This is a genomic window from Leifsonia soli, from assembly GCF_013408745.1.
Lineage (GTDB): Bacteria > Actinomycetota > Actinomycetes > Actinomycetales > Microbacteriaceae > Leifsonia > Leifsonia soli.
Window position 1 is genome coordinate 2,947,490 of record NZ_JACCBJ010000001.1, and the last position, 11,003, is coordinate 2,958,492.

The following is an 11,003-nucleotide window of genomic DNA, read 5'->3' on the forward strand; positions in this document are numbered from 1 at the left end:
GATGGTCAGCGCAGAGCGGCGGGGCGGACGCGCACGGGCGCGAGCCAGGCCGAGACGATCACGGCGGTGAGGGCTCCCGCCGCCATGATCGCGGCCAGGACGACCACCTGGAACCGGCCGGCCTCGAGGGGCGACACCCCGCCGAAGATCGCGCCGACGAAGGCGCCGGGCAGGGTCACGAGGCCGGTCGTCTTGGTCTGGTCGACGGACGGGATGAGCGCCGAGTAGACCGCGTTCCGCGCCAGCTCCAACGTCGACTGCCGGGGCGTCGCACCCAGCGCGAGCCACCCCTCCACCTCGTCCCAATGGTCGCCGACCGCCTCGGTGAAGCGGCGGCCGGCCAGGGTGGCGATGCTCATCGAGTTGCCGATGACGATGCCACCGATGGCGAGCGCGTAGCGCGCGCTGAACTCGATGGCGCCGGTGAGGAAGACCACCGAGAACGAGACGACGACGCCGACCGCCATGGCCGTCGCCATCATGACGGCGTGCTCCGCCGACCACCCGATGCGGCGCGTGGCCGTCGCCGCCGCGACCGAGAACATCACGAGGAGGGCGAGCGCCACCCAGAGCGGATCGGTGATGACCCCGGCGAGGACCACGCTGATGACCGCGAGCTGCGCGGCGCCGCGGAGGATGGCGAGGGCCGGCGCCCAGCGGTGCGGGACGCCGTAGGCGGCGAGCACCCCCACGGCGACGAGCGCGAGCACGGCGACGCCCAGCAGAGTGGGCGCCAGCTCGTGGACGATGGGCACCCGTCGAGCCTACGGCGCACCCCCTTCGCGGCGGAAACGGAGGCGATGCCGTCAGGGGATGCGGCCGGATGCGCGAAACGGAGGAGGTCCGGCCGGGTGATGGCCGGAACTCCTCCGTTCCGGGAGGTAGCGCGCGTCGCGAGAGCGCGGGGTCAGCGCTTCAGGTTGGTGAGCTCCTGCAGCACCTCGTCGGACGTGGTGATGATGCGGGCGTTCGCCTGGAAGCCGCGCTGCGCGACGATCAGGTTGGTGAACTCCTGCGAGAGGTCGACGTTCGACATCTCGAGGGAGCCGCCCTGGAGCTGACCGAGGCCGTCCTCGCCGGGGCCGCCGAGCTGGGCCGCGCCCGAGTTGACCGTCGCGCGGTAGGTCGACCCTCCGCCCTTCTCCAGGCCGCCCGGGTTCACGAACGTGGCGAGCGCGATGCGGCCGACGGCCTGCTTGTCGCCGTTCGAGAACAGGCCGGTGATCGTCCCGTCCTTGTCGAGGGTGAACGACTCGAGCGTCCCGGCCGCCCGGCCGTTCTGGTCCGTGAAGGCGACCGTCGTGATGCCCGAGTAGCCGGTGACCGCGCCGAGATTCACCGCGACGCCGCCGACCGTGAGCGCGCCACCGCCGGTGAGGACGCCGTTGGTGAAGGTGAGCGCGCTCGTTCCGGTCGCGCCCGTCGGGTCGGAGCCCGCAACATCCCACCCGGTGCCCGTCTTGGTGAAGGTCAGGGTGAGCTTCCGGGCGGTGCCGTTGGCGTCGTAGACGGAGATGTCGCGCACCAGCTGGTCGCCGACGGCCGCGTCCGAGGGGAGGTTGCCGGTCACGGCCGAGGTCGTGGTCGCCGCGGCCGGCGTGACCGCCTTCAGCGGGATGGTGATGTCGCTGAGGGCGCCGCCCTGCTGGATGACGCCGTTGACCGCGTTCCAGCCCTGCAGGATGGCGCCGCCCGGGCCGACCAGGCGGCCGAGCGCGTCGGGGTCGAGCGAGCCGGCGCGCGTGTAGACGGTCTCGCCGCCCACCTTCATGACGAAGAAGCCGTCGCCGTTGATCATGATGTCGGTGGAGCGTCCCGTCGCCTGGGCTGCGCCCTGCGTGAAGTTGGTCGAGATTCCCGCGACGAGCACGCCGAGGCCGATCTGGGCGGGATTCGTGCCGCCGGTCTGGCCCTGCGGGGCGCCCGCGCCCTGCACCAGCTGCGACAGCGTGTCCTGGAACTGCACGGCGGACGACTTGAACGCGGTGGTGTTGACGTTGGCGATGTTGTTGCCCGTCACATCCAGCATGGTCTGGTGCGAGCGGAGGCCGGAGATCCCGGAGTAGAGCGAGCGGAGCATGGCGTTTCCTTTCTGAGGAAGGTGCGTGAGGTCAGGCGGTGGGCGTGGTGGAGCCCGCGCCTGCGGCAGCCGGGGTGACCACGCCGAGGATAGCGTCGAGGGCGAGTTTCTGATCGCCGACGGTGACGATCGGGACGGCGCCCGCGTAGGAGACGGACGAGGCGAGCCCGGTCTGGGTGTCGCCGTTCTTGTCGAGGTAGCTGACGGTGTGACCGATGAGCGCGGCGGCGGCTTGGCGCATCTGGAGCGCGAAGCCCTCCTGCGCCGTGGTGTCCATGTTGGTGAGCTTCTCCATCATGGCCAGTTGCGTCGTCTGCGAGATCATCTGGTTGGTGTCCATCGGCGAGCTGGGGTCCTGGTTGCGGAGCTGGGTGACCAGCAGCTGCATGAAGGCCTCGCTGTCGAGCGACTGCTTGGGCGTCCGCGTGGGCGGGGTGGAGTAGATGCCGCCCGTGGAGGCGGAATCGGCTCCGGTGATGGGGTCGACGGCCACGGTGGCTCCCTTCTAGACGATCAGGTCGATGGTGTGGGCGGACCCGTCCACGGGCGCGGACGGGGTGGATCGGGGGGATGCGGCCGCCTCGGCTCTCGGTGCGGACGGACGGGCATCCGGGCCGTCGTGGCGGCCGCCGGTCGGCGCGTCGTGCTGCGGCGCCGGCTGGTTCTGGGACGACAGGTCGAGGGTTCCGGTGAGACCGGCTCCGCCGAGGTCGCGGCGGAGGTCGGGGAGGATGGCGCGCAGCGCGTCCCGCCCGGCGTCCGTCGGCGCGAACAGCTCGACGCGCACGCCGTCGCCGCCGACGTGCGCCCGGACCGTGACCGGGCCGAGGGTGTCCGGCGTGACGTGGACAGTCATGACGTGCTCGCCGGCGCCCGCGGCCGCGAGGGTGAACACCGGGCGGGCGAGCTGCGCGCCCAGCGTGTTCTGCGGGGAGTGGGCGGTGGGAGCAGGGGCGGCGACCGGTTGGGCGGTCGGTGTGCGGTCGAGACCGGTCAGAGGCTGCAGGGTTGCCGTCGGTACGGCGACCGGGTCGGCCTTCGGGGGCTCGGGGCGGATGGATGCGGTGGGCGCGCCTGCCGTCGGCGTCACGGTCTCAGCCGGGGCTCCGGCAGCCGGGCTCTGCGGAGGAAGCGCAGGCGCCGTCGGAACGGCGGCGGCCCGGGCGAGTGCCACCGGAGCCGCGGGCGCGCTCGCCGCTCCGCCGGTCCCCGCTGTCGGCGCGGTGGCAGCGTCGGCCTCGCCCGCATCCACGTGCGCTGCGGCACCGGGGCCGCTCGCGCCGCGGGCCGGTCGGGACGAGCCGGCCGCCTCTCCGCGCTCCCCCACGCTCGCGACCGCGACGGCCGCGACGGTCGCGACGAGTGGTGAATCGTTGCTCGAATTCGGCGCGAGTGGTGACGTGATGTCGCTACTCGACACGGGGGCGGCGGGGACGGGGGGCGTCGGCGCAGTGGGCTGGGGCGCGTCGGTCGGCGCGGCGACCGTCTGGGCGACACCGGAAGGCGCACCGACGGTCGGAGTCCCGGCGATCGGGGACGCGGCGGTCGGCGCGGATGCGGCGGTCGGCGCGGATGCGGCTGGGGCGGTCACGACGGGCGACGATGCGGCGTCCGTCGTCGAGGCCGGGAGGCCGGGAACCGTTGTGGCGGCCTGCGTCGGGGCGATCGACGACGAAGACGGAGTCTCCGTGCCGGTCATCGCGGCACCCGCTGACGCGCCGTCCGTGCCGGCGGCAGCGTCCACCGGAGCGTCGGCGCCTCCGGTCTGCGCCGGTCGGTCAGTGTCTCGCGCGGCGGCGACGCCGGCCGCATCCGGTTTGTCCGCACTCCGGTCGTGCTCGCGCGCCGGCTTCGGCCGCGATGAGCTGTGCGCGTCGCGCGGGGTGGCATCCACCGCACCCTGCAGGAAGGCGTCGAACGCGTCGCCGGAGCCCTTCGTCGCGCCGGAGCCGGGCCGGGCGGCCGTGGACGGCGCGGCGGGCGGAGCGGAGGTGACCGCCGCCGGGCTCACAGGGAGCCTCCCTGCACGAGCGACGCGAACAGCGAACGCATCATGTCCGCCTGGGCGGAGGACGCGGACGACGCAGAGCCACCCAGCCCCGACAGCCCCGACGCCGACGCCGTACCCGCCGGGGCCGCCTGGGGAAGCACCCGCCGGATGGTCACGATGTCCGAGTCGCTCATCCAGTTGTTCACGAGGCTGACGGTGCGCCCTTCGCTCGGTGCATGGATGACCTTGCCGTCTCCCGCGTAGATGACGATGTGCTCGCCGCCGTTGGTGACGATGAGGTCGCCCGGCTGCGCCTGCGCGAGCGAGGGCACCTCGGTGCCGACGGTCGACTGTCCGGAGACCAGGCGCGGCACGTCGATACCGAGGTCCTTGAACACCCGCTGCACCAGCCCGGAGCAGTCGAGGCCGGAGGCGCTGGTGCCGCCGAAGACGTACGGGACGCCGAGGTACTTCTTCGCGTCCGCGACGACGTCCGCTCCGGTGGGCGACCCGGTTCCGCCGGTCGCGCCGAGCGCCCCCGACAGCGCCGCGGCGAAGTCGGTCGCCGAGGTCCCCGAGGTCCCCGACGTCCCCGCCGAGGACGACGTCGTGCTCTTCGCCGGGCTCTCCAGCTGCACCAGCGTCGCCTGGATCTGCGCGATGCGGCCGATGGCGTCCGTCACGGTCATGCGTCTCCCCCTTCTCGCGCGCGCTGCCACGCGCCGGTGGCCATCTCGTCGATGGCCGACTGCTCGGCGCTCAGCTCGCCGGCGACGACCTCCGCGCGATGACGGTTCTCGAGCTTCTCGAGTCCGACGGCGCGCTTCTTCGCCTCGGTGAACGCCTCCTGCGCGGCGGCGGCCTCGGCCTCGCGCTCGGCGGCGAGCGCGGCGAGGTCGGCGAGCATGCTCCTGCTGGATGCGCGCGCGGCCGCCATCGCGAACAGCGTCCCCGCGTCGGTGGCCTCGACGGGCACGGCGTGCAGGGCGGCGATGGCGCGCGCCTGCCGCTCGCCCGCATCGCGACGGAGGGCGTTCGCCGCCGCGAGGTCGCTCGCCGCGTGCTCCTTCTCGATCTGCCGCAGCCTCAGCAGCCCGGCCAGTGCGAATGCTCGTGCCATCATGCGCCTCCCAGCATCCCGATGAGTGCCTGCAACCGGGCCCACGACTCCGCCGCGGGGGCCGGTTCGCCGATCCCCTGGCGCAGGAACGCGTCGATCGCGTCGGCGTTGGCGACCGCGGCATCCACCTTCGGGTTGGTCCCCGGCTTGTAGGCGCCGACATCGAGCAGGTCCTGTGCGCCGACCTTCGCGGCCAGTACGCCGCGCAGGGCGATCGCCGCCGCGCGCTGCTCGGGGGTGGTCACCCGCGACGCGAGCCGCGAGACCGAGCCGAGCACATCCACCGAGGGGAAGTGCCCGACGACCGACAGCCTGCGGTCGAGCACGACGTGCCCGTCGAGGATGGAGCGCGCCGCGTCGGCGATCGGCTCGTTGTGGTCGTCTCCGTCGACCAGGACGGTGTACAGGCCGGTGATCGACCCGGTCTCGCCCGTGCCGGCCCGCTCCAGCAGCTGCGCCAGCAGGGAGAACGTCGACGGCGGGTAGCCGCGCGTCGCCGGCGGCTCCCCCGCCGACAGCCCGATCTCGCGCTGCGCCATGGCCACGCGTGTCAGGGAGTCCATCATCAGCACGACATCGGCGCCCTCGTCCCGGAACGCCTCGGCGATGCGGGTCGCTGCGAACGCCGCACGCAGGCGCATGACGGCCGGTTCGTCGGAGGTCGCCACCACCACGACCGAGCGGGCGAGGCCTTCCGGACCGAGGTCGTCCTCGAGGAACTCGCGCACCTCGCGCCCGCGCTCCCCCACCAGCGCGATGACCGACACCTGCGCGTCGGTCCCCCGCGCGATCATCGAGAGCAGCGACGACTTGCCGACGCCCGATCCCGCGAACAGGCCGAGGCGCTGGCCGCGGCCCGTCGTCACCATGGTGTCGAGCACGCGCACGCCCAGGCCGATCGGCTGCAGGATGCGCGCGCGGCGCATCGCGTCGGGCGCGCGGTTGCCGAGCGCGACGAAGCCGTCCGCCTCGACCGGCCCACGGCCGTCCACCGGGCGGCCGAGCGCGTCGACGACCCGGCCGAGCATGTCCCGCCCGGTCGGCACGAGCAGGGGGGCGCGCACGGCCCGTGCGGGGGCGCCGGCCGCGACACCGGTCAGCGGTCCGTACGGCATCACGCGGACGTGATCGGCCGTCGTCGCGACGACCTCGGCGTGGATGCCGGGGTCTTCCCCGATGACGACCACGTCGCCGATCGCGGCGGGCACGCCCTCCAGCTCGGCGCCCAGGCCGACGACGGCCGTGACCCGCCCGACCGTCTCGACCCGCGCTGCCTCGACCGCGCCGGCCCAGCGGTCGCCGAGGGTGGGGCTCAGCACCGCGGCGCTCACGACAGCGCCTCCTTCGCCCGGTCGAGGGCCGCATGGATGCGCGCATCCAGCCAGCCGTTCGGGAGCTCGCCGACGGCGTCGCCCGGCGTGAGCGCCGAGTCGGCGACCAGCTGCAGCTCCTCCGTCGCCGCTCCGGCCGCACGGAGGGCCGCAATGTCGTCGGGATGGAGCCGCACCACCGGAACGACCCCCGCCGGTGCCGCGGACTGCACGCGCACGACGGCCGCGCGTGCAGCGGCCACGCGGTCCTGCAGGGCGACACCGACGACCGCCGTCGCCAGCTCGAACGCGGCATCCACCAGCGCGGACTCGGCGTCGGCCAGCACCGGCACGGTCGCCTCGCGCAGCTCGACGGCCGCCGCGCGCAGGGCGCGCGCGAGCACCGCGACGGTCTCGGCAGCCTCCGCGGACTCGGCCGCGCGGGCCGCGACGGCCCGGTCGGCCCACTGCTCCTGTTCGCGCGCCGCCGCGCGCCGCCCCTCGGCGAACCCCGCCGCGTATCCGCGCGAGCGGGCGGCGGTCATCGCGGTGCGCTCATGCTCGGTCTCGGTCAGCACCGGGACGATCAGGGGCGCGAAGTCGTGCGCCGGGGCGGCGTCATTCGACATACGCGTCCTCGTCCCCGCGCTGCACCGTGATCGCACCCGTGGCCTCCAGGTCGCGGATGGACCGGACGATCTCGGCGCGGGCGTCCTCCACCTGCGAGACGCGCACCGGCCCCAGGATGCGGACCTCGTCCTCGAGGATCTCGCGGTTGCGCTCCGAGAGGTTCGACGTGATGACATCGCTGACCGCCTCGGATGCGCCCTTCATCGCGACCGCGAGCACGGCGGCGTCCACACCGCGCAGCACCTGCTGCACGTCGCGCGCCTCCAGCCGGACGATGTCGTCGAAGGTGAGCATCCGCGACCGGACCTCCTCGGCGAGCTGCGGGTCGCGCTGCTCGAGCGCCTCCAGCAGCGCCTTCTCGGTGGCGGCGTCGGAGCGGTTGATGATGTCGACGAGCGGCTGCACTCCCCCGACGGCGTCGGACGCCGCCCGGGACGACACGACGGCGCTGGCCCGCTGCTTGAGCGTCTCGGCGACCACGCGCACCGCGTCGGGACTCGGCGATCCCATGGTGGCGATCGCGTGGGCGACCTCGGTGCGCGCCGAGTCGTCCAGCCCCGCGAGCACGCGGGAGGCGTGGTCGGCACGCAGGTGCGCCAGCACGAGCGCACTGGTCTGCGGCAGCTCGCCGGCGAGCAGCATCTGCACCTGGGCCGGCTCCACCGCGTCGAGGAACTCGAACTGCTTGCCGGCCAGATTGGATGCGACCCTGTTGAGCACTCCGGTCGCCCGTTCGGCGCCGAACGACGCCTCGAGCAGTCCGACCGCGATGTCCCGCCCGCCGCGCGTGGTGACCGCACCGCGGGTCGCGAGGTCGTGGAACTCGCTGAGCGCCTTCTCGGCGATGCCCGGGTCGACGCGGCGCAGCCGCAGGATCTCGGCGGTGATCTCGTCGGCCTCCTCGTCGGAGAACTGCTTCATCACCTGGGCCGCGCGCTGCTGATCCATGTTCATCAGCACGACCGCGACCTTCTGCGCGCCGGTCAGTGCGGTGCTCATACGCCCGCCCTGTCATCCATGAGGCTGCGAAGGAACTCGGCGGTGCGCTGCGGGTCGCGCTCGGCGAGCGCCTCGATCTCGGCGCGACGACGGTCGGCCTCCACCTCTGCGGGATCGGGCGTGGGGTCGGGAAGCGGGTCGAGCTGCATCGGCACCGTCGGAGCCGCCTGCTCCAGCGCGATCGGGAAGGCCGCCGCGTCGAGGGCCAGCGTGTCCGCGTCCTCGGCGAGCGCCGCCGTCTCGGCCGCGCGCCGCCGTCCCCGGCGGAACAGCAGGACGGCGATGATCGCCGCGGCGAGGATGGCGGCCGCGATGACGGAGGTCCGGATGATGCCGCTGAGCTGGTCCGCTGCCGCGGCGTCCTTCGCCTCCTGCAGCGCCTTCGCCGCCTCGGTCGCGCCGGTCTTGCTGAACGGCACCATCTCGACGCTGACGGAGTCGCCCCGCTTCACGTCGATGCCGGCCGCGGCGTTCACCAGGTTGCGGATCTCGTTGGCGCTCACGTTGCCGACCGCGTCCGAGTTGAGCGCGACGGACACGGTCTGCCGGTTGATGGCGCCCGCCGGGATGGTCCGCTGCTCCGTGACCTTGTCGACCGCGTTGTCCTTGGTGCTCGACTCCGAGTTGAAGGTGCCGTTGCCGTTGGTGCCGTTGGGGACGGCGATGTTGTCCGGCCCGAGAACGCCCGCGTTTCCGCCGCCCCCGGAGCCGGTGTACGTCTCCTTCTGGGTCGTCTCGCTGAGCGTGGGCGCGTCGGTCGGGGCCGTGTACGACTCCTCCGTGCGCTGCGCGCTCTCGGTGCTGACGTCCGCGGCGACCGCGACCGTCGCGTTCCCGGCGCCGACCACCTTGTCGAGCATCTCCTGCACGGCGGACTTCACCCGGGTCTCGTAGTCGCTCGCCTGCTTGTCCGCTCCCCCGGTCGCTCCGCCGCCGACGGTGCTGAGCACGGTGCCGTCCGCGTCCACGACCGCCACATCCGTCGGCTTCATGCCGGGCACGGCCGCACTGGTCAGGTGCACGATCGCCTGCACCTGGTCGGCGCTGAGGGTCACCCCGCTCTGCGTCTCGACGAACACCGACGCGGTCGGGTCCTTCTTCTCCGAGGCGAAGACGGTCTCCTGGGGGATGGCGAGGCGGACGGATGCCGCCTTGACGCCCTTCATCGCGGCGATGGTGTTGCCGAGCTCCCCCTCCATCGCGCGCTTGTATGTGACGTTCTGCTGGAACTCGGAGGACGTGACGCCCATCTTGTCGAGCAGCGAGTACCCGCCGGTCGTCGACGCCGGAAGGCCGGCCGATGCCGCCTTGAGCCGCTCGTCGTAGACCTTCTCCTGCGGGACGAGGATGGTCGAGCCGCCGTCGGTGAGCTGGTACGGCACCCCGTCGGTGCGCAGCTGGTCGACGATCGCCGAGGCGTCCGACGCCGCGACGCCCGAGAACAGCGGCGTGTACGACGGCTGCGACGCCCACAGGGCGAGCCCCGTCGCGCCGAGGGCGACCACGGCGACGCCGATGATCGCGATCACCCGCTGGGCCACGGAGAAGCCGCGGATCGAGTCGCCGATCCGCCGGAAGAAGCTGGTCACCTGCTGAGGCATCAGGCCTGCATCCGCATGATCTCGTTGAAGGCGTCGACCGCCTTGTTCCGGACGCCGGCGACGAGCTCGAGCGTGACCTGGGCCCGGGTGGAGGCGAGGGTGGCGTCATGGATGTCGTCGAGATTCCCGGTGACGGCCTGGATCGCCAGGCGGTCGCTCGTGCCCTGCAGCTGCTGCAGGTCGTCGATCGCGCCGGTGAGCGCGTTGCCGAACGCCGCTCCCCCGGTGCCGCCGGTCTGCTGGGTCGCGGAGACCCCGGTGGTGGCGTCGATCCCGGAGAGCGCGCCGATGGCGGGGATGGGCATCAGTTCCTCCCGATCTGGAGCGCGGCCTGGTAGGTCTCCTTGGCGCGGTCGACGACGGCCGCGTTGGCCTGGTAGCCGCGCTGCGCCATGATCAGGGAGCCCATCTGCTCCGACAGGTCGATGTCGGGGTACCGCACGTACCCTTTCTCGTCGGCGACGGGGTTGTCCGGCTCGTAGACCATCCGCCCCTCTGCGCTCCCGTAGGCCGCGCCGGCGACGTAGACGCCGGAGACGCCCTGGCCCTCCTGCGCGACCACGTAGCGGGCCTGGAAGGCGGCTCCGTCGGTCGGCTTGGCGGTGTTGATGTTGGCCAGGTTGTCGGAGATGGCGTCCAGCCAGTGGCGGTGCAAGGTCAGCCCCGTTCCGGCGATCCCGATGGCATCGAAGGTCATGTCGTGCTCCTCTCGTCGGTGTCCTGGCTCAGGTGGTCTTCAGCGCGGCGCGGATGGCCGAGAACTGGTTGCCCGCAGCTTGCGAGGCGAACTGGAAGCGGAGAACCGTGTCGACGTTCGAGAGCGTCTCGGTGTCGAGGTTGACATTGTTGCCGTCGAGTCGCGTCGGCTCGAGCGACCGAGCGGTGGTGGCGGCTGCGTGACCGTCGTGGTCGGCGACGGAGGCGGCGAGGGCGTCCTCGAACGACACGCGCTCGGCCGTGTAGCCCGGCGTGTTCACGTTGGCGATGTTGTTCGCGATGGCGCGTTGGCGCGCCGCGAGGCCGTCGAGGGCGCTCGCGAGGGCGGCGCTGGTCACGGATTCGAGCACAGCTGCACTCCAGGGTCGTGGGGCGGCCCATCCGTGGCCAAGTCGATGAGCGATCCGTGCTCGAAAGGAGCTATCGGCAGCTCCCCCCCACCCGTTAGGGATGACATCCCGGGCGTGTTCGCGTGACGATTTCCCACACCGTCATCCACAGCGTGTACCCCGATGTGAATTACACCCGTGTGGTTTCGAAGGGGTGTTCGACTGTC

The 11,003-nt window shown here is 72.8% G+C and carries 13 protein-coding genes; all 13 read right to left on the reverse strand.

All coding sequences use genetic code 11. The features are described 5' to 3' along the window. Positions 1 to 5 precede the first annotated feature (5 nt). The 13 genes from BJ963_RS14200 to flgB all read right to left on the reverse strand — a co-directional run bounded on the left by BJ963_RS14200 (position 6) and on the right by flgB (position 10,797). Entirely contained in the window at positions 6 to 755 is a 750-nt protein-coding gene (locus tag BJ963_RS14200; RefSeq protein ID WP_089916275.1) for an ABC transporter permease, read from the reverse strand. Positions 756 to 907: 152 nt separating this feature from the next. Next, positions 908 to 2,080 carry a flagellar hook protein FlgE gene (locus tag BJ963_RS14205; protein ID WP_179457275.1) on the reverse strand — a complete coding sequence of 391 codons (1,173 nt, stop codon included), beginning with the start codon at positions 2,078 to 2,080 and terminating at the stop codon, positions 908 to 910. 31 nt (positions 2,081 to 2,111) lie between these two features. Beyond that, positions 2,112 to 2,573 carry a flagellar hook capping FlgD N-terminal domain-containing protein gene (locus tag BJ963_RS14210; protein ID WP_179457276.1) on the reverse strand — a complete coding sequence of 154 codons (462 nt, stop codon included), beginning with the start codon at positions 2,571 to 2,573 and terminating at the stop codon, positions 2,112 to 2,114. Positions 2,574 to 2,585: 12 nt separating this feature from the next. Continuing rightward, positions 2,586 to 4,091 (reverse strand): flagellar hook-length control protein FliK, encoded by a 1,506-nt coding sequence (locus BJ963_RS19445; RefSeq protein ID WP_179457277.1) that lies wholly within the window; start codon positions 4,089 to 4,091, stop codon positions 2,586 to 2,588. After that, complete coding sequence (locus BJ963_RS14220; RefSeq protein WP_179457278.1) at positions 4,088 to 4,759, reverse strand: C40 family peptidase; 672 nt, start codon at positions 4,757 to 4,759, stop codon at positions 4,088 to 4,090. The genes BJ963_RS19445 and BJ963_RS14220 overlap by 4 nt, the downstream gene beginning before the upstream one ends. Then, positions 4,756 to 5,193, reverse strand: coding sequence for a hypothetical protein (locus BJ963_RS14225; protein ID WP_231946950.1), 438 nt, complete (start codon positions 5,191 to 5,193; stop codon positions 4,756 to 4,758). Before BJ963_RS14225 ends, BJ963_RS14220 begins: the two co-directional genes overlap by 4 nt. Continuing rightward, complete coding sequence (locus BJ963_RS14230) at positions 5,190 to 6,521, reverse strand: FliI/YscN family ATPase (RefSeq protein WP_343037288.1); 1,332 nt, start codon at positions 6,519 to 6,521, stop codon at positions 5,190 to 5,192. The genes BJ963_RS14225 and BJ963_RS14230 overlap by 4 nt, the downstream gene beginning before the upstream one ends. Then, complete coding sequence (locus BJ963_RS14235) at positions 6,518 to 7,129, reverse strand: FliH/SctL family protein (RefSeq protein WP_179457279.1); 612 nt, start codon at positions 7,127 to 7,129, stop codon at positions 6,518 to 6,520. Before BJ963_RS14235 ends, BJ963_RS14230 begins: the two co-directional genes overlap by 4 nt. Further along, positions 7,119 to 8,129, reverse strand: a complete 1,011-nt coding sequence (fliG, locus tag BJ963_RS14240; RefSeq protein ID WP_179457280.1) for a flagellar motor switch protein FliG — start codon at positions 8,127 to 8,129, stop codon at positions 7,119 to 7,121. Before fliG ends, BJ963_RS14235 begins: the two co-directional genes overlap by 11 nt. Then, positions 8,126 to 9,730: a flagellar basal-body MS-ring/collar protein FliF gene (gene fliF / locus BJ963_RS14245; RefSeq protein ID WP_179457281.1), complete on the reverse strand. Its 1,605-nt coding sequence runs from the start codon at positions 9,728 to 9,730 to the stop codon at positions 8,126 to 8,128. Before fliF ends, fliG begins: the two co-directional genes overlap by 4 nt. Beyond that, complete coding sequence (gene fliE, locus BJ963_RS14250; protein ID WP_179457282.1) at positions 9,730 to 10,035, reverse strand: flagellar hook-basal body complex protein FliE; 306 nt, start codon at positions 10,033 to 10,035, stop codon at positions 9,730 to 9,732. The genes fliF and fliE overlap by 1 nt, the downstream gene beginning before the upstream one ends. Then, the gene (locus tag BJ963_RS14255) at positions 10,035 to 10,427 is read right to left on the reverse strand and encodes a flagellar basal body rod protein FlgC (protein WP_089916242.1); all 393 of its coding nucleotides are present in this window, start codon (positions 10,425 to 10,427) and stop codon (positions 10,035 to 10,037) included. Before BJ963_RS14255 ends, fliE begins: the two co-directional genes overlap by 1 nt. A 28-nt stretch (positions 10,428 to 10,455) precedes the next feature. Further along, on the reverse strand, positions 10,456 to 10,797 hold the full coding sequence (flgB, locus tag BJ963_RS14260) for a flagellar basal body rod protein FlgB (protein WP_089916239.1): 342 nt from the start codon (positions 10,795 to 10,797) through the stop codon (positions 10,456 to 10,458). Between the last annotated feature and the right edge of the window lie 206 nt (positions 10,798 to 11,003).